At 27.6% G+C, this 20242-nt stretch carries 14 protein-coding genes; all 14 read left to right on the top strand.

Features of this window, described 5'->3' with window-relative positions; genetic code table 11:
- Window positions 1-75: 75 nt before the first annotated feature.
- A complete protein-coding gene (locus CLSA_RS05810; protein ID WP_022744477.1) occupies window positions 76-2370 on the top strand; it encodes a YhgE/Pip domain-containing protein in 2295 nt (764 codons plus the stop codon).
- A 383-nt stretch (window positions 2371-2753) separates the two neighbouring features.
- The gene (locus CLSA_RS05815) at window positions 2754-4682 is read left to right on the top strand and encodes a sensor histidine kinase (RefSeq protein WP_022744478.1); all 1929 of its coding nucleotides are present in this window, start codon (window positions 2754-2756) and stop codon (window positions 4680-4682) included.
- On the top strand, window positions 4675-6705 hold the full coding sequence (locus CLSA_RS05820; protein ID WP_022744479.1) for a sensor histidine kinase: 2031 nt from the start codon (window positions 4675-4677) through the stop codon (window positions 6703-6705). The genes CLSA_RS05815 and CLSA_RS05820 overlap by 8 nt, the downstream gene beginning before the upstream one ends.
- A 225-nt stretch (window positions 6706-6930) precedes the next feature.
- Window positions 6931-7431 (top strand): TspO/MBR family protein, encoded by a 501-nt coding sequence (locus CLSA_RS05825; protein WP_022744480.1) that lies wholly within the window; start codon window positions 6931-6933, stop codon window positions 7429-7431.
- 343 nt (window positions 7432-7774) lie between these two features.
- Window positions 7775-9931: a type IA DNA topoisomerase gene (locus tag CLSA_RS05830; RefSeq protein WP_022744481.1), complete on the top strand. Its 2157-nt coding sequence runs from the start codon at window positions 7775-7777 to the stop codon at window positions 9929-9931.
- A 40-nt stretch (window positions 9932-9971) separates the two neighbouring features.
- Entirely contained in the window at window positions 9972-10829 is an 858-nt protein-coding gene (locus CLSA_RS05835) for a putative RNA methyltransferase (RefSeq protein ID WP_022744482.1), read from the top strand.
- 342 nt (window positions 10830-11171) lie between these two features.
- Complete coding sequence (locus CLSA_RS05840) at window positions 11172-13172, top strand: methyl-accepting chemotaxis protein (protein ID WP_022744483.1); 2001 nt, start codon at window positions 11172-11174, stop codon at window positions 13170-13172.
- Between the two features lie 268 nt (window positions 13173-13440).
- The gene (locus CLSA_RS05845; RefSeq protein ID WP_022744484.1) at window positions 13441-14673 is read left to right on the top strand and encodes an ammonium transporter; all 1233 of its coding nucleotides are present in this window, start codon (window positions 13441-13443) and stop codon (window positions 14671-14673) included.
- Window positions 14674-14972: 299 nt separating this feature from the next.
- Window positions 14973-16013: an ABC transporter substrate-binding protein gene (locus CLSA_RS05850; protein ID WP_022744485.1), complete on the top strand. Its 1041-nt coding sequence runs from the start codon at window positions 14973-14975 to the stop codon at window positions 16011-16013.
- Between the two features lie 180 nt (window positions 16014-16193).
- A complete protein-coding gene (locus CLSA_RS05855) occupies window positions 16194-16949 on the top strand; it encodes an ABC transporter ATP-binding protein (RefSeq protein WP_022744486.1) in 756 nt (251 codons plus the stop codon).
- 70 nt (window positions 16950-17019) lie between these two features.
- A complete protein-coding gene (locus CLSA_RS05860) occupies window positions 17020-17811 on the top strand; it encodes an ABC transporter permease (RefSeq protein WP_041716489.1) in 792 nt (263 codons plus the stop codon).
- Between the two features lie 241 nt (window positions 17812-18052).
- Window positions 18053-18475 (top strand): CidA/LrgA family protein, encoded by a 423-nt coding sequence (locus CLSA_RS05865; RefSeq protein ID WP_022744488.1) that lies wholly within the window; start codon window positions 18053-18055, stop codon window positions 18473-18475.
- Window positions 18459-19166, top strand: a complete 708-nt coding sequence (locus CLSA_RS05870) for an LrgB family protein (protein ID WP_022744489.1) — start codon at window positions 18459-18461, stop codon at window positions 19164-19166. The genes CLSA_RS05865 and CLSA_RS05870 overlap by 17 nt, the downstream gene beginning before the upstream one ends.
- A gap of 209 nt (window positions 19167-19375) precedes the next feature.
- A complete protein-coding gene (locus tag CLSA_RS05875; protein ID WP_041716125.1) occupies window positions 19376-20218 on the top strand; it encodes a YitT family protein in 843 nt (280 codons plus the stop codon).
- The last annotated feature ends 24 nt before the right edge of the window (window positions 20219-20242 follow it).

Consider the following 20242-nt stretch of genomic DNA (forward strand, 5'->3'; position numbering starts at 1 on the left):
ATGCTAAATACTGGGGATATTATTTTTGATTGTGTTTAATATAACTTGTATCTAGATAACAGAGGGATTAAAATTATGAAGAATATATTTAGAATTTATAAAAGAGATATAAAGAAAATATGTACAAATTGGGCAGCGGCAGTCATGATAGTAATTCTTATAATTATTCCATCATTATATTCTTTGATAAATATAAAGGCAAGCTGGGATCCATATGCAAATACAAATGGTATTAAAATTGCAGTGGTTAATGAAGATAAAGGGACAGTTTTTAAAGATGAAGATATAAATATAGGAAAAGAATTAATTGAAAATCTACAAGATAACAATAAGTTAGGATGGGAATTTGTAGATAAGCAAACTGCTGAAAATGGATTAAAATTGGAAAAGTATTATGCAACTATTGAAATACCAGAAGATTTTTCTGAAGATGTTACTACAGTGGTTGACAAGCAAGTTATAAAGCCGAAATTGATATATACTGTAAATGAGAAGAAAAATGCAATAGCACCTAAGTTGACTGATGCCGGAATAAAAACATTAAAAAATCAATTGGATGAGAATATTGTAAAAACTGTTTCAGGAATAATATTTAAAATCTGTAATGAATCTGGAATAGAATTGCAAAATAACAAACCTGATATCAGACAAGCAGTGGACAATGTTTATGATTTAGAGAAAAATATGCCAGAGCTTGAGGAACTTTTAGACAGTTCAATTGATGGGACTACAGAATTAAAAAACTTGCTAGTAAAAGTAGACGAAATGATTCCAACAGTATCCGATACAATTGATTCTACTGATGATTTTTTACAAAATAGCAAAGAATATTTAGATAAGGCTCAAAGTGATTTAAGTGATATTTCGCCAATAGTAAAAGAGGATTTAGTTACATCTGAAAATTTACTTGATACATCAAGCGCAGCAGTAGGTAATCTTGATAACAATATATTACCAGAGTCAGCTAAAAAGACGCTATTAGTAGCTTCAGATTCAGCAAAAGCAACACAAGCTACAGTCAAAGAAACTAGGAATAAATTAAAAAGTATACAAGAATTTATAAATAAGGTATCGAATATTGAAATTCCTAATCCTATAATAAATAAGAATCTTCAAGGCTTAGAAGAAATACAAAAATTACAAGATAACGTTAAGCAGCAAGTAAATTCTTTAAAAAGCATGCAAGATAGTTTGAAGGAAACAAGTAAAATAATTTCAAGTACTTTAGATAAGTTGGATACTATTGACCAAAAACTAGGAATAGCCATTGATAAAATCGATGAAGAGATAAAAAAATTAGATAATGGTGAAAAGTTAGATATTCCAATGCTTAAAGATATAAAAGATTTATTAGATGAAGTTCATAAATTAGTTTCAGATACAATTGATAGTTATGATTCTGAGATTGTGCCAGGTGTTGATTCAGCATTTAATTCAGTTAGAGAGATTATTGATAATGGATTGAGCTTGGTGAAAGAAAGCAGAGATTCATTGCCACAGATAGAAAATTCATTAAGTTCATTTCAAGACGCATCAGATTTATCAAATGATGAACTTAAAAAATTAAAAGATAAATTTCCAGATATGAAGGAAAAAATTCATGATTTATCTAGCAAACTTAAGGAAATGGATAATAACAATGATTTAGATGATGCAATAGATATGTTAACTAATGATTGGAATTCACAAAGTGCGTTTATGGCAAGTCCTGTTGAAATTGATGATAACAGATTATTTCCATGGCCTAATTATGGATCATCAAGTGCACCATTCTATATAGTATTGTGCTTATGGGTTGGTGGTTTAATAGGATCAGCTTTGTTATCATTGCATGTACAGGAATTTGAAGAAGGAACAAAAATTAGACCATATCAAGTGTATTTAGGAAAGCTTTTATTGTTTTATACAATAGGAATATTACAAGCACTAGTTGCGAGTTTGGGTGCACTATTTATATTAAAAGCTTATGCAGTTCATTCAATAATTTTCGTTTTATATTCAATATTTGTGAGTCTTGTTTTCATAACAATGATTTATACAGCAGCCAGTTTATTGGATGATGTAGGTAAAGCGGTTATTGTATTTATTTTAGTACTTCAACTTGCAGGATCCAGTGGAAATTTTCCTATTGAAGTTACTCCATCAATCTTCCACAAAATATATCCATATCTGCCTTTTACATATGCAACAAATGGAATGAGGCAGGTTATGGCAGGAATAGTATATCCAATATTGTTTAAAGATTTGTATATATTAGGTGGTTGCATGGGAGTATCGTTAATACTTGGAATATTATTTAAAGGTATAATGAATAAAGGTGCTGAACCAATAATGAAGAAATTGTTTCAAAGTGAAATATTACGTCATTAGATTTATATACAATTAAAAAATAATAGACTAGAATGATTGTTATTTCGCATCATACTTCGGTGGTAAATTTTATGATATGACCAGAATTTACTTCGTTGTGTGACATGAAATATGAATTCATTTTTGGTCTGTTATTTTTTATGTGTATTGATATATATAAGTTGGAAATCTAAAATAGGTGAGGTTTAAAAATAAATTTCAGAGAAATATGTTGATTTTTATAGTATAAAGCAATCAGTATATTATGCTAAGTTGGTATTTTTAGATAGCCCTATTTATTTTATTAGAATATACTTATCTGGTATACATATTAAGTAAAATAAAGTAATATATAAATATAATTATTAATTTTAGGAAGTAATTTTTATGAAATAGGGGATAAAATGAAGAAAAATAGTAAAATATTAAATATATTGTTATTAGATAAATATAGGATTATATATATATACATAACTAGTATATTATCTTATTTTATATTAAATCTTATACTTAATGGACAAAAATTAAATTTTGCATTAATATTTAGAGCTTACTATATAGTTATGAGCATTGCTTTATTTATTTTGTTAAATCACATTAAAAAGTATACTGAACAATATGTTTCTAAGATAATATGGGCATTTTTTTCTTTGATGATTATGATATCATCAATAGGGTTTATGAAAAATATTAATAGTGGGAATATTTTTAGTGATTATATAAGATACATAGATTTAAGTAGTGAAACTATATTATTACTTGAGACACTTACATGTTATTCATTAGGGGAATACATATATAGTAAAAAAAAGATTAGTAGAATGCCATATTTAATATTTAGTGTGATTACTATAAGTTTAATATTGATTAAATATGATAAGACATTATTTGATTTTATAAGAATATTTTATTGGATTATTGAGATACCATTATTTTTGAAAATATTTATAAATACAATGTTCTCAAAAAAATTAGAGCAAAACGAAATAGATATTGTTAAAGCCTATATGTTTTCAACTATATTAATTATTATTATAGAGATATACGGATATTATAGTTACAACAAGGTTGCAATTAATATTTTAGTTGAAATTATACATTTAATAAATTTTAGAATAGTTTTCAATTTTATTGTAATTAATTTTATAAGAGATCCTTATAAAGAATTATCTAAATCATTAAGTGAAGAAAACCGAGAGCTGGACAAGCTAAATCATAGAATAGTAATAAAGAACAGGCAATTAGAAAATTCGATAAATGTATTAAAAAGCAAGGAATGTTTATACTCAACATTTTTTAGATTTATGCCTCATCCTATTATAATTTTAAATTCAGAAAATAATAGAATTATATTTGTGAATGAACAGTTTCTAAAATTTGCAGATATCAATGAAGCAAGAGGAATTATAAATAAAAAAATAAATAAGTATATAGAGTTTATGCCAAGTGATATTAAAAATAAGGATTATAATGCAATATTTCGTATAGGAAATAAAAAGAAATTCATCGAAAGTAAATTTCTGGCGAATTATTCAGATGAAACTAAAAAATTAATATTAATAAAAGATAATACATCAAAGGTTCAAACTGATGAGATAAGAAAAGAGATAGAAAATAAGAAAAATGAAGAGCGCATGAGAACTCAATTCTTATCAAGTATAAGTCATGACTTAAAAACACCGATAAATGTGATTTATTCAGCTGCTCAAGTAGAAAAGATATATATTGAAAAAGGTAATTTAGACGCATTAAAAAAATACAATGCGATATCTAAGCAAAATTGTATTTCTTTAATTAAATTAACTAACAATCTAATAGATAATTCAAGAATAAATTCAAATTATTTAGTTCCTAGATTGGAGAAAGTTAATATTGTGGATATGATTGAAGAAAAGGTAATGTCATTAGTTGATTATGTGAAATGGAATGATATTGATTTGATTTTTGATACTAACGTGGAAGAATGCTATTTAGATATTGATAAAGAATTTATGGATAGAATTATTTTAAATTTAGTATCTAATGCAGTAAAGTTTACACAAACCAATGGTAAGATATATGTAATAATAACTGAAGAGGAAAATGATGTTAAGATATCGATAAAAGATAATGGTAGTGGAATGGACCAAAAATTTATAGATAAAGCATTTAATAGATATGCAGTTGGACAAAATTCTGTTAGGGATGTTAAAAGTGGTACTGGAATTGGGTTATTTGTTGTTAAGCAGTTAGTTGAATTACAAGATGGAATTATATATATACAAAAAAACTTAGATAGAGGAACAAATGTAACAATGGAATTTAAAAAGATGAAGGAGAATATGTATGAATAATATTAAAAATCTTGTATGGTTAAATAAAATACATAATAAAGTAAAGATTAATAATATTATAGAAGTTGAATTCATACTAATGGTTTTCATAGGAATATATTTTATTGTTACAGAAGACTTGGAATTTTATACATTGATTAATAACTTGACTCAAGCGGCAATAATAGGGACTTTTGTTTATGTGAATATAATACAAAGTAAGTTTGTTGAAAGAACTTTTATGAAAAATTTTAATATAGTATATGTAATTTCAACTAGTTTGATTCTTTTGAATATATTCGAAATTGTAGTTTTAAATAGAGGAACGTCTATTTACTATATATTACTTTTATATAGTGGAAAAGTTACTTTAGAATACTATCAGATAAATAAAATTCTTAAATTTAGAAGTAGCATATTTAAAAGAATAATATTATTAATAAATTATGCTACATTAATATTGATATTTTGGTGGATTTATAATGAGATATATTTAACAATGGCTCAGCATAAAATATATTTTCTACCATGTATTATTGCGGTGAACATTATTATGAGTTTGCTTATGTGCTTATTTACATTATTGAATACATTAAGTTTTTTTGAAAAGATGCCTATTAAGGAGTTGAAGAAAATATTATTATATATCTTCTCTATAGTATTTAACTATGTTGGGATAATATCATTAAATTTTGGAAACAAAGAGATAGCTATAGTTACAATGTTAATTAAATTTATTGCATTTTATAAATTTTATAATTATGTAATAAGTAAAGATTTAGAAGATTCTTTACAGAAAATAAACAATAATATAGAAGTAGCAACTAAGACAAAAAAGGAACTTAACTCAGTTTTAAAAAAAAGGAATACGATTTTAAATGAGACAAATTTAATGATTCAGAAAAGTCAGGATAAGTATAATAAATTAGTAGATTCAATTTATGGAGGTATATTTTTATTTTATTACAATAAGCTTCAATATATTAATAAAGGTACAGTTGGAACTTTAAACATGAGTAATGATGAAAATTTAGGCATGGATTTAAATGATTTTATAGAAAGATATTTTGATATAACGTTAGAAGATCTAGAAAAAGCACATAATTATATTCCTTTTGCAAAAATGAAATATACCAATTTAGATGTTGATATATTTTTAAGTTATGAAGATAAGGAAACTACGATTGTTTATATTCATGATATAAGCGATATAAATGAGAATGAAAAAGCAACAAAGGAACTTGAAGAATATTTAGAAGAAGATAGATTAAAACAGGAGTTTTTTGCAAATATTTCTCATGAATTAAAAACACCTATAAATTCAATCTTTACAGCACTGCAAATTGATAATCTTTATTTGTCAGAAGGCAATATGGAGGGAATAAAAAAGAATAGAATGGTGATTAAGCAAAATTGCTTAAGGCTCATTAGAACAATAAATAATTTTATAGATGCAAATAAAGTTTCAGAAGGATATATTATACCAGATTTTAAAATATATAATATTGTTGAATTGGTTGAAAATATTTCAGATTCGTGTAATAAATATATAAAGCTAGCAGAAAACACTTTGATATTTGATTCAGAAGAGGAAGAAGTTTATGTTAACTGTGACAAAGAAATGATAACTAGAATTATATTAAATATACTTTCTAATTCGGTTAAGTATGGAAAAAAAGGTGGCAGTATAAAAATTAATATATATTCTGAATCAGAGAACACCGTTAGCATTAAAGTTAAAAATGATGGGATGAAGATAGGAAAAGAAATAATTCCATATATATTTGATAAATTTACAAAACTAAATAAAGCTTTTAATAGACTCAAAGAAGGCAGTGGACTTGGATTGTTTTTAACTAAAGCATTAGTTGAATTACAAGGTGGGAATATAAAGTTAATATCCAAGAGTAAAGGAAATGGATTTATAATTACTATGTGTAGAATTAATGAAACTAATAAGTATGAATTTATGCATGAAGAATTAGCCATTAATTCATTAGAAGAAAAGGTAGATGTAGAATTTTCTGATATATATATCGAATAAGGAACATAAAAAAATAATATGCCAAAGATGAGGCACATATTTTGTTTCACGCAAGGAAGAAAATTCAAGAACTCCATTTGGGTTATCTAGTACATAAGTTTTGATTTACATATCTATCTATATACATATTTTAACATGATAAACATATACTTTTAATAATAGGGCAGATGAGTATTGATTTTCATGTGCCTTATCTGCCTAACTTATTTTTAGAGGTGTAAATATATGAGAGGTAAATCAAGAAGTGATAAAATTAGAATTATTCCATTAATTGTATGTGTGGCTATTCCTCTTTTAATTGGAGGAATAACATCAGTGCTCATGCCGAATATGAAAGTGGTATATGAAGGATTGGTGAAACCAGCGTTTGCACCACCAGCAATGATATTTCCAATAATATGGACAATACTCTATATACTTATGGGAATAGCATTATATAAAGTTTATATATTGAAATATGAAGGAATTGATACTAGTTCTGCAATTTTTGTTTTTGGAATACAATTGCTATTAAACTTTTTATGGACATTTATATTTTTTGGATTTAGACTTTATGGATTGGCTTTTATTGAGCTTATTATATTAATTCTATTTGTTATTTTGACAATTAAAAGGTTCTATGAGAAGGCTGGAACGAAGGCGGCAGTATTACTTCTACCATATTTAATTTGGTTAATATATGCTGGTGCTTTAAATTTTTATGTTTGGATGCTTAATGAAATGTAAATTGTATTTAAGCACGTAAAAATAAGGCACATGAAAAAAATAACAAGTCCAAAATGCCAAGATTATTTTTTCATCAGGCAAGGAAGCAGGTAAGTGAAAGTCTAAATCTATGATTTGATGATGGTTGCTTACTAAGAGAACACACAGTGAGTATATGCGATTCGAGCTTCATCTGGTGAAAAATAGACTTGACAGATGGAATTGTTATTTTTTTATTGTGCCTAAAATGTTAGTCGTATAATATTATAAATTCAGTTTTAATATATTGTAACTGGTTTTATTTCGAGTTTAGTGTTAAGATAGATATTGCTGAAAATAATACCCAAGGAGGAAGAAAAATAGCATGGCAAAAGTTATTATTGCAGAAAAACCATCTGTTGCTAAGAATATTGCAGATGCTTTTAAGATAAAAACTAGGAAAGATGGCTATTTTGAGGGCAATGGCTATTATATAACATGGGCATTTGGACATCTTTTGCAGTTATATGATGCAAAAGATTATGATGAAAATATGAAAGGCTGGAGATTTGAAAAATTCCCCTTCATTCCAGAGAACTTTTTATATAAGGTAAAATGCGATAGCATAGATAGAAGTGTGGAAGATAAAGGTGCTAAAAAGCAACTTGGAATAATAAAGGGATTAATTGATAAGGAAGATGTTGATGGTGTTATATCAGCAACGGATTTTGACCGTGAGGGGCAAGTTATAGCAGATGAATTATTTGATTACTTTAAGGTTAATAAGCCAATATATAGATTGTTATTAAATGAATGGACACCTGATGAAGTAAAAAAAGGGATGGATTCTTTAAAGAATAATAAAGAAATGCAATCATTACAAGATGCAGGTATTGGCAGGCAATGGAGTGATTGGATTATAGGGATAAATTTGACGTCTGTGAGCACATTAAAATATAAATTTGAAGAAAATAAAACAATAAATATTGGAAGAGTTTTATTACCAACTTTAAAAATTATTTATGATAGGGACAAAGAAATAGAGAATTTTACAGCTACAACCTATTATAAATTATCAACCAATTTTAAAAACTCAAATAATGAGGAATTTGAAGGCCTTTATTATGAAAATGAATCTGAAAAATTTGAGAAAAAAGAAGACTTAAATAAGTTGCTTCCATTGCTAGAAGGTGGAACTGCTAAAATAATAGATAAACAGACAGAACTTAAAAAAGAATATCCACCGTATTTATTTAATTTATCAAATCTTCAAGGATACATTACAAGTAAATATAAAGGATGGACATCTGATAAAGTTTTAAAAGTTGCACAATCTCTCTATGAAAAAAAACTTACAACATATCCTAGAACTGCTAGTATAGTTTTAGAAGAAAGTTTAAAGGATAGAGCTAAAAAGGTTTTGGAAACGCATAAAGCAGGTCTTCCTTATGAAAAAGATATTAAGTTTGTGGCATCAAAAAGAATTTTTGATAGTTCGAAGGTTGAAAGCCATAGTGCTATTACGCCAACGTATATTAAAGCAACAGGATTAAGTCAAGATGAGAAAATAGTTTATGAAGCTATAAAAAATAGATTTATAATGCAATTTATGCCAGTAGCTGAATTTGAAGAAACAAAGGTTACTTTAAAAGCCAATAATTCAGAAGTCAAGGGTACATTTATCTCAAAAGGAAAAGTAAAGCTTGTTGAAGGTTGGAAGGTAGTAGAAAAAATAGAGAGTAAAGATGTTATTCTTCCACAAGTTATGGTAGATGAGAATGTGGATATTATAAAAGTTAAAGTGAATTCAGTTACCAAGAAGCCACCGAAGCATCATACTGAAAAAACGTTACTTAGAGTTATGGAGACATGTGGCAAAGGCGTAGAAGGAAAAGAAGATTCTGAAGAAATGATGAAGGCTATATTAAGTGGATTTAGTATAGGAACACCTGCTACACGTGCAGAAACAATAAAAAAATTAAAGGATATTGGTTATTTAAAAACTAAGGGAAAAAGTCTTATATGTACTGATCTTGGAAGAAATATAGTTGAAATATTTCCAGTTAAAGAGCTTTTGGATTTGGAGTATACAGGTAGACTTGAAAAAACTCTTTCTGATATTGAAAAAGGTAAATTTGGTAAAAGTGATTTTATGAAATTGATAAAAGACTTCACAATTAAGTCTGTAGAGTTAATAAAACAAGATACAGGTGCGTTATCAAGATTTAAAGTAGAAATACCAAAGGATGTGGAAAATTTAGGACCATGTCCCGTTTGTGGGAATCCAGTTGTTGAGGGAGAAAAGAGCTTTGGATGTTGCAATTGGAAAAATGGATGTAAATTCACAATATGGAAAGATGATAAATATATTAAGTCTTTTGGGAAAAGTGTGTCTAAGGAAATGATTGAACTTTTACTTAAGAATGGAAAAGTTGGCTTTAGAAATTTAAAAAGTAAAAAAGGAAATACATTCTCAGCTTATTTTAAGTATGAGAACAATGAAGAAACTGGATATTTTAATTGGAAAATAGAATTTATTTAATAACTAGATTGTAAGATATGGAAAGAGAGCTGAAGATAATATGACTAATGCTTTAAATGATACATTGTTACTTTGTCCTGTTTGTAAAGAAAAGTTGATTAAAGATGTTTCGAATAAAATTTACAAATGCATAAATAACCATACATATGATATAGCTAAAGAAGGTTATGTAAATTTATTAATTAGTAATCAGAAAAGAAGCAAAAATCCAGGTGATTCCAAGGACATGGTTTTAGCAAGAATAGACTTTTTATCTAGGGGGTACTATAAACCATTATGTGATAAAATCAATGAAATTATTTATGAACACTTGAAAGATTATGATAATGGTAAATATAATATTCTTGATTTAGGATGTGGAGAAGGCTATTATTTAACAAGCTTGAAAGATTACATAGATAATAAAGATGTTCAAGCTAATTATTATGGAATGGATGTTTCAAAAGATGCAGTAAAGTATGCAGGGAAAGCAAATAAGACTTGTATTTGGTTTGTTGGTAACAATTTTCATATTCCAGCAGGTGATAAATCTATAGATTGTATACTTTCAGTTTTTAGTCCTATAGACATCGATGAATGTAATAGAGTTTTAAAGGATAATGGGATATTTGTAAGAGTTCTTCCTAGAACTGATCATTTAATACAACTTAGAAATATTATTTATTCAGAGGTACATTTGAATGACAAAGTATATAAAGCTAGTGTTGATGAGAATGAGTACATAAAAGAATCTAATGTTACATTTGATATTATGTTAAATAAAGAAGAGATAGTTAGTTTGTTAAAAATGACACCACATTATTGGAAAACAACTCAAGAGAATAAAGAAAAGTTAGACGCGTATGATTCGTTAACAATTACAATAGATATGCGTATAGGTGTATTTAAAAAGAAATAAATAGTGTAGAATTTTAAAAAGTGAATATTTTTATCTTTAAATGGAATGTTAAATCTATATATAATATTTTCAGTACTTGTTATATGGAATGAATAGATGGACATTCCATTTTTTATTGGATAAATTTATTACTCAAAACAACTATAATTTGAATTTTATATGTAAAATTTAAATTATAGTTGTTTTGAAAGGAGTGTAATTTAGTGCTAATAAATAATAAATTATCAATATGATAGCGTTTTACATAATAAAATGATTAAAAATGAATAAAAATAAAAAATAAAGATAATTATGGGGTATAATGTAAATATGAGTAATAATGTTAAAATATGAGGTGTAAGCATGAAAAAAAAACAACGTAAAACTAAATCAACAAGTATTAAAACATACTTGTTAATTACAATTATTATGATGGCTTCTATACCAGTTTTAATTTTAGGAGGAATTTCTACAACAACATTAAAAGTGGCAAATGAAAAAAGTTTTGATGAGAATGGAAGTTTACTTTGTAATATAGGACAAGGAATAATAAATAATAAGATTATATATTATGAAAAAATATTGGATACTTTAATAGAAAATAATAAATTAAGTTTGGAAGAATCACCATACACTGATTTAAAAGATCAAATGAAGTTAATAAAAAATACAGATGGAAGTATACTAAATTTATATTATTCAGATAATACGGGAGGGTTATTTCAAATATTAGATGTAAAACTTCCAGAAGGTTATAATGCTACAGGAAAAGCATGGTATAAAGAAGCTGTACAAAAATCAAATCAATATACAATACACAGTCCATATAAAGATACATTAACAGGTAAAAATGCAATAACAATATATAAAGCTGTGATTAAAGATAATGTATGTCTTGGAGTTATGGCAATTGACATAGATTTAACTTCTTTATCAGATCAATTGTCAAGTATTAAGTATGGGCAAACAGGAGAATTCATTATTACAGATAAGAGTGGTGTAGTTATTTCTGATAGTGATAAATCTAAAATTGCAGGAACAGAACCAACAGAATACAATTGTTGGAATAATGTCGTAAATAATAATAATGGAGAGTTTAAATTTGATTATAATAATAACAAATATGAAGGATATTTCCAAACATCAGAATTAACAGGATGGAAATTGATATTAAAAATGCCGTCAAAAGAATTAAGGTCATCGGAAAATACTTCTATGGTTTCAACAATTTTAACTATAATTTGTTTAATAATAATTGCATCTATAATAACTTTACTAATTGCTAGGAGAATAAGTAAAGGAATAAATGTTGTAAAAGAGGGTATGGAAAGAACGTCAAGAGGCCAGTTTGATAAGAATATTAATGTAGATAGTTTTATCTATGAATTTAATATTTTAGAAAACAGTTTTAATAAGATGCAGGAAAATGTTGCGGGATTAATAAAAAATGTAGACAGCTCAGTTGATAATGTAAATAATAATGCAATAAGTTCAGCACATATGAGTCAAGAAATAGCATCATCAATGAGTCAAGTTAGTGAAACAATAACTCAAATATCTAGTGGAACTATGGAGTCAGCTAATAATTTAGAAAACATATCAGAAAATGTTCAAGCATTATCTTGTGCAATGGATGACATAAAAAAAGTAACTGAAAATGTTAATGAAATGGCTGCAAAAACTAATAACTTAGGTCAAAGTGGTATAAGTGTTGTAGAAACAGTAATAGATAAGTCTCATGAAACTAAAGAAAGTACTGAAGCTGTTAAAAGTGTTGTAAATGAGGTTTCAGAAAGTATAGTAAAAATAGGAGTAATGAATCAAACAATAAGTACAATTACAGAACAAACTAACTTATTAGCCTTAAATGCAGCAATTGAAGCTGCGAGAGCAGGGGAAGCTGGAAAAGGATTTGCAGTGGTTGCGGATGAGATAAGAAAACTTGCAGAGGAAACTTCAGTTGCGGCTAAAAATATAGATAAGATAATAAAAGAAATAAAGAGTAAATCGGAATTAGCAGTTGACAAAGTTTTTGCAACAAGTGAAACTGTAAATAATCAAGAAGAAGCTGTAAAAGAAGCACAAGGAATATTTACAGAGATAGTTTCATCTATAGATAATTTATCAGAGAAAGTAAATCGAATAGCACAAGGAGTAATTTCTGTAGATAATATGAAGGATAATGTTGTACAAAAGGTAGAAAATTTATCTGCAATATTAGAAGAAACAGCTGCTGGAGCAGAACAAGTAACAGCATCAGCACAAGAAGTAACAGCTTCAACGGAAGAATTTGTTAGCAGTTCTAATAGCTTAAGAGATATGGCACAAGAACTTGAAGAAAAGATTAATGAATTTAAATTATAGATTGTAATAAAATTATACAAGGATCAATAACAAATGAAAAAAATATTACATTTATTATTGACATATGAAACTTATGAAGGTAAAATCATATAAGTAAATTAAAAAAATTGTAGAAAACAATGGCGTTTTCATTTTAAAAGGAAAGAGATATCGGTTGATAAATCTACCCTTTTTGGAGTGAATGCGCCTTTTTTTTATAAAGAATTTCAGAATATAAGTAATAAGGCACATTGAAAAAACGATTAATATTATTCAAGGGGGAATAAAAATGGATTTGTTAAATGGCGCAGACATGGGATTTGTAATTATCTGTGCAGCATTAGTAATGTTAATGGTGCCAGGTTTAGCTTTATTTTATGGTGGTATGGTAAAGAGTAAGAATGTGCTTAGTATTACAGTTCAGAATTATGCAGCACTTATTTTAATATCTATACAATGGATTTTTATAGGCTATACTTTGGCTTTTGGCTCTGACGTAAAAGGTATAATTGGCGGATTGGATTGGAGTTTTTTAAGAAATGTAGGAATTGTACCTAATGCTGATTATGCAGCAACTATACCTCATTTAGAATTTGTTGTATTTCAATTAATGTTTGCAGCTATTACTGCAGCTGTTATTTCCGGATCAGTTGCAGAACGTATGACTTTTCCAGCCTTTTTAATATTAATTATTTTATGGAGTACATTAGTTTATGATCCTATTGCTCATTGGGTATGGGGAACTAATGGATGGTTAAAGAATTTAGGTGTTCTTGATTTTGCAGGGGGAAATCCTGTTGAGATAAATTCAGGGGTTTCTGGACTTATTGCAGCAATAGTTATTGGAAAGAGAAAAAGACCAAGCACTGAGCCACATCATATACCAATGGCTATACTTGGGGGAGGACTTTTATGGTTTGGATGGTTTGGATTTAATGCAGGAAGTGCTCTTTCTATGAATTACATAGCAGTTAATGCTTTTGTTACAACAAATACTTCGGCAGCAGCGGGAGCAATTGCATGGGTAGCGTGCGAATGGATTCTTTATAAAAAACCTACAGCATTAGGCATAATAAGTGGAGCTATAGCGGGATTAGTTGCAATAACTCAAGGGGCTGGCTTTGTAGGTCCTATATCTTCAGTATTCATAGGATTAGTTGGAGGTTCTTTAAGCTTTTTTGCTATAGCTATATTAAAGAGAAAATTAGGTTATGATGATGCTTTAGATGCTTTTGGCTGTCACGGAGTAGCCGGAATTTGGGGATCTATAGCAACTGCTATATTTGCATCAAAATCAATTAATCCAGCAGGTGCTAATGGATTAATATATGGTAACTTTGAGTTATTAAAAGCTCATTTGATATCAACTTGTGCTACTGCATTATATGCAGCGGTTGTAACTTTTATAATACTTAAGGTTATGAGTTTGATAATGAATATAAGAACTACTCCAAATCAAGAAGCAGAAGGATTAGATGTTACTTTACATGGAGAAGAAGCTTATTCAGGATTAAATGTATAAAAGTTAATTTTAGGGATATGAAGGAAAATAATAAGGGCATATCGTTTTTTGTTATTTTTTATGTGCCTTAATAATATAATTGTATATCTGACATAAATGTTTATTAATGAATTTAAAAGCAAAAGAGATGATTTTTATATTTTTAAAAATCATCTTTTTTGTTGTATGCGTTAATTTTTATTAAAAAATTATATAGTTATTCCAAAATACTTTGTTTAAAAGAAGTTAAGTAAGTAGAACAATATTTTATTAAATTTCATATTATACAGCATGAAATATTATTAGGAGATGTTTCCTTAATGAACAAAAACTTTAAGATATTATCAGCTTTAGCATTAGCAGGCGTGACAGCTATAACATCTGCATTCATGTTTGGGTGTGGAAAATCTAAAACAAGTAATAAAGGTAATGCTATTGTACGATTAAATGAAGTGACTCGTTCTGTTTTTTATGCACCTATGTATGTTGCGATAAGCCAAGGATTTTTTGAACAAAATGGAATTGATATTGACTTACAGACTGGAGAAGGTGCAGATAAAACAATGCAGGCAGTTTTAAGTAATTCGGCAGACATAGGTTTTTGTGGACCGGAACAGACAATTTATATTAATAATCAAGGAAGAGAAGATTATCCTGTACTTTTTGCACAATTAACTCAAAGGGATGGTTCATTTTTAGTTGGTAGGACTAAAGATGATAACTTTAATTGGCAGAATATAAAAGGGAAAAATATTATAGGTGGAAGACCTGGAGGCGTTCCTGAAATGGCTTTTGAATATGCTATGAAAAAAAATAATATCAATCCTAAATCAGACGTTAATATGGTTACCAATATAGATTTTGCTGCAACTGCTGGTGCTTTCAAAGGTGGTACTGGAGATTATGTAGCTTCATTTGAACCAACAGCTTCAGTTCTTCAAAAAGAAGGAACTGGAAATATACTTGCATCTATAGGTGAGGAATCTGGAGTTATTCCTTATACTTGCTACTTTACCACAAAATCATATATGGATAAAAATCCTCAGGTAATTCAAAATTTCACAAATGCAATTTATGAAGGACAACAATGGTTTTTCAATCATAGCACAGAGGAAGTTGCAGATAGTATAATTCAATATTTCCCAGGTACAGATAAAGAAACAATAATGACTGTTATAGATAATTATAAAAAAATTGATGCTATAGCAAAAACACCAGAGATTAAAGAAACAGATTTAAATAGACTTATGGATATAATTCAGGATTATGATCAAAGTTTAATACCTCAAAGACCAGAGTTTGGTAAGATAGTAGATAATTCATATGCTCAGCAAGCAATTAAGGCACAATCAAATAAATAACAAGTCCATTTGCCAGTCTATTTTTCATCATGCTACGTCGGCAAAATATTATAATAGACCCGCTATGATGGCATTTTGTCTCCTTGCCTGATAAAAAATATCCATGGCAATTTTGGAATTGTTATTTATTTTCATGTGCCTAAATAAATGCCACATAAAATTATAAGGTGGTGATTTAATTTGAGTTTATTAAAAATATTAAATATATCTATGAATTATCATTCTATTAAAGGTGAGACACAAGCGTTAGAAAATATAAATTTTGAAGTTGAAGAAGGAGATTTTGTTTCTATTTTAGGACCATCTGGATGTGGAAAATCTACATTGCTTAATATAATAAGTGGATTAATAGAGCCATCAGGAGGACATGCTTTATATAAGGGAGAAGACATAGAAAAAAATTTAGACAAAATAGGATATATGTTTCAAAAGGATCATTTGTTTGAATGGTATACTGTTTGGGAAAATGTAATACTTGGATTAAAAATAAAAAAACAATTAAATAATAAATCAGAAGAAAGAGCAAATGAGTTATTAGATACGTATGGATTGACTAAATTTAAAGAACATTATCCAAGTGAGCTTTCTGGTGGTATGAGACAAAGAGTTGCATTAATACGAACTTTAGCATTAAACCCTGAAATACTTTTTTTAGATGAACCATTTTCGGCACTAGATTATCAATCTAGACTTTTAGTATGTGATGATGTTTATAAAATAATAAAAAAAGAAAAGAAAACTGCAATTATGGTAACGCATGATATTGGAGAAGCAATTTCAACTTCTAAAAAGGTAATAGTATTATCAAAAAGACCTGGAAGAGTAAAAGTAGAAATTCCAATAAATTTTGCAGTATCTAATTTAACACCATTTGAAAAGAGAAAAAATCCACAATTTAGCGGATATTTTAATAGATTGTGGAAGGAGTTGAATTAAGATAATGAGTAAAGAATATGAAAAGTATACAAAAGAAATTCAACAAAATAACTTGAAAAAAAAAGATGATATTAGTGAAGAACATAAGAGATATTTAAAAAAAATTAAAGATTCAAAAAGAAAAATTGTCATTGTAAGAATTCTTATACTTGTTATTTTTATTGCTTTATGGCAAGTAGCAGCAGATTTTAAACTAATCGATCCATTTCTAACTTCAAGTCCAAGTAGAGTAATTAAATCTTGCATTTCGTTATATAAAGATGGAAGCTTATTTCAGAATATTGAAATAACATGTTATGAAACAATTTTAGGATTTTCTTTAGGTACAATTTTGGGAGTTTTAATTGCTGTTATTTTATGGTGGTGTCCAAGCTTGTCAAAGGTATTAGACCCATACTTAGTAGTTCTAAATGCACTTCCTAAAGTAGCATTAGCACCAATTATAATCTTTTGGATTGGAAATGGTATACAAGCTATAATTGTTGTAGCTTTGTTAATTTCAGTTATAACGACAATTATAAATGTATTAAGTGGATTTAATGAAATAGACAAGGAAAAAATTATGCTCATGAAGACATTTAGAGCATCAAAGTTACAAACACTAAGATATTTGATATTTCCATATTCAGTTCCAATTTTCATTTCAGCATTAAAAATAAATGTTGGATTATCATGGGTAGGAGTAATAATGGGAGAATTTTTAGTAGCAAAAAAGGGTTTAGGATTTTTGATAGTTTACGGTGGACAAGTAGCCCAATTGGATATGGTAATGATGAGTATAGTAATTCTATCAATAATTGCATTTGTAATGTATGAGATTGTGGCATTTATTGAGAAGAAACTTGTGAAAGAAAAAAGTTAATATTACAATGAAAAGTATTATATTTGAAAGGTTGCACTTGCTTTTGGTTATCAAGATGATAATCAAAAGCAAGTGCAACTTTTTGTTAAAAAAATTGGACTGACCAATTAAAAGGCAATATATGATTAAAAGATTAAAATACAGTCATATTTCTACAAAAGAGAACCTTTACTTAAAGTAATAAACGGTTTTACTTATTGCTATAATGGTGGTAAATTATAATAATAGGAGGTCGAAAATTATGAAATTATTTAGGGAAGCATTAATTATTCTTGGTATTTATCTTTTAGGAGAATTACTATCATCAGCATTACATCTCCCAATACCAGGTAATATATTAGGAATGATAATATTATTCGTTTTACTATGTACAAAAATAATTAAGGTAGATGATATTTCAAATGTAACAAATTTTTTATTAGATCATTTATCATTCTTTTTTATTCCAGCAGGTGTCGGACTTATGACTTCAATGCAAATAATAAAATCAACATGGTGGCAATTATTAATAGTATGTATTTCGACAACAGTAATTATAATAGGATCAACAGGTGTAATAGTGCAAGCAGTTTCAAAAAGAACAAAAGAAAGATCAGCTAATTTAGTAACAGATGAAGTGAATTTTAGAATGAAAGAAGGTGAAACTATTGGAAGTAATAACTAACAATATTTTATTTGGATTGGTACTTTCAATAGCTGCATTTGAAATAGGAATACTAATTAATAGATATACAAGAATGCCTATTTTAAACCCATTACTTTTGGCTATAGTACTTATAATAGGTTTTTTATTCACATTCAAAATTGATTTTGATACATATAATAAAAGTGGCCAATTCATAAATATGTTCCTTGGACCTTCAACTGTAGTACTTGCAGTACCATTATATAAACAACTTGATTTATTAAAAAAGAATGCGGCTGCAATTTTGATAGGGATATTCATGGGAAGTGTTATAGGAATATTATCTGTAATTGTTGTATCATCTTTAGTTGGTTTAAATGGCAGTGTTATTAAGTCATTGATACCTAAATCAGTTACAACACCTATAGGAATAGCAGTAAGTGGACAACTCGGAGGATTAATACCAGTAACAGTACTTGCAATTATAATTACAGGCATAATTGGAGCTATAATTGGACCAACTGTATGCAAGATATTTAATATAAAAGACAGAGTAGCTATTGGAGTATCTTTGGGAACTGCATCTCATGCGGTAGGAACTAGTAAGGCTTTGGAAATTGGTGAAGTAGAAGGTGCTATGAGCAGTCTTTCTATAGGAATTGCGGGGATAATGACAGTCGTTATTGCACCAATTATATATAATTTAGCATCATATATTTTACATATATAAAATAAAAATTAGTAAAAAATATTATATAATTATTTTAAAATAAGGATTTGCAGGAATTTTACCTAGCAAACCTTATTTTTTTATTTGTTTTATATAAAATGAGAATTTGAAGCAAAATAAATGTATGGATAAATTTAATTATATGTTAATATATAATGTATGTTAAGGAAAACATTAGATTAATAAGTAAAATAACTAAGGAGGCAGAAATGAAAATATTAAAAGAATATGGAATCATAACATTAGGCGTAGCAATAATTGTGTTTTCATTTGAATTTTTCTTTTTTCCTAATCAAATAGCATGCGGTGGTGTATCTGGATTAGCATTAGTAATTAATAATATGCTAGGAATTCAAACAGGAATAGTAATGATAGTATGTAATATTATATTATTCATATTGGCATTTGCACTCATTGGTGGAAGTTTTGGATTAAAAAGTGCATACGCGGCATTTAGTTTGTCTATTGTATTATCTATAATAGAAAAGCATTATAAAACATTTGCACTCACAAATAATTTAATGCTTGCTTCAATATTTGGAAGTGCTCTTTTAGCATTAGGAACTGTGATAATGCTCACTCAAGATGCTACAACTGGAGGTACAAGTATAACAGCAAAATTATTAAATAAATATGCTCATTTGGATTTTGGGAAAGCACTATTAATCTCTGATTCTATTGTAATATTGCTCGCAATGTGCACTTTTGGAGTAGAACTTGGATTATTTGGATTATTAAGTGTTTATTTAACTGGAACTTTAATAGATAAATTCATAGATGGACTTAATGTATCAAAGCAAGTTATGGTTTTTACAAACAAGGAAAAGATAGTATCAGATTATATTATTAAGGATATAGATAGAGGATGTACAGTATTTTATGGGAAGGGTGGATATACTGGTAAAGATAATTGTGTTATTTTAACAGTATTAACTAGAAGCCAATTTATTAAATTAAAACAATTTATTAGAAATAATGATTCAGAAGCATTTGTTACAGTTAATGAAACAAGTGAAGTTCTTGGAAAAGGGTTTAAAAGTTTAATGGAATAGTGTATATATTGTAATATGATTTAT

The sequence above is a fragment of the Clostridium saccharobutylicum DSM 13864 genome (assembly GCF_000473995.1).
In the GTDB taxonomy this organism is placed as follows: Bacteria; Bacillota; Clostridia; order Clostridiales; family Clostridiaceae; genus Clostridium; species Clostridium saccharobutylicum.

Coding starts and splice junctions, on each gene's coding strand:
- CLSA_RS05845 (WP_022744484.1), top strand. CDS start 13,441: ATGGATTTGTTAAATGGCGCAGACATGGGATTTGTAATTATCTGTGCA.
- CLSA_RS05830 (WP_022744481.1), top strand. CDS start 7,775: ATGGCAAAAGTTATTATTGCAGAAAAACCATCTGTTGCTAAGAATATT.
- CLSA_RS05815 (WP_022744478.1), top strand. CDS start 2,754: ATGAAGAAAAATAGTAAAATATTAAATATATTGTTATTAGATAAATAT.
- CLSA_RS05835 (WP_022744482.1), top strand. CDS start 9,972: ATGACTAATGCTTTAAATGATACATTGTTACTTTGTCCTGTTTGTAAA.
- CLSA_RS05875 (WP_041716125.1), top strand. CDS start 19,376: ATGAAAATATTAAAAGAATATGGAATCATAACATTAGGCGTAGCAATA.
- CLSA_RS05850 (WP_022744485.1), top strand. CDS start 14,973: ATGAACAAAAACTTTAAGATATTATCAGCTTTAGCATTAGCAGGCGTG.
- CLSA_RS05810 (WP_022744477.1), top strand. CDS start 76: ATGAAGAATATATTTAGAATTTATAAAAGAGATATAAAGAAAATATGT.
- CLSA_RS05825 (WP_022744480.1), top strand. CDS start 6,931: ATGAGAGGTAAATCAAGAAGTGATAAAATTAGAATTATTCCATTAATT.
- CLSA_RS05865 (WP_022744488.1), top strand. CDS start 18,053: ATGAAATTATTTAGGGAAGCATTAATTATTCTTGGTATTTATCTTTTA.
- CLSA_RS05840 (WP_022744483.1), top strand. CDS start 11,172: ATGAAAAAAAAACAACGTAAAACTAAATCAACAAGTATTAAAACATAC.
- CLSA_RS05820 (WP_022744479.1), top strand. CDS start 4,675: ATGAATAATATTAAAAATCTTGTATGGTTAAATAAAATACATAATAAA.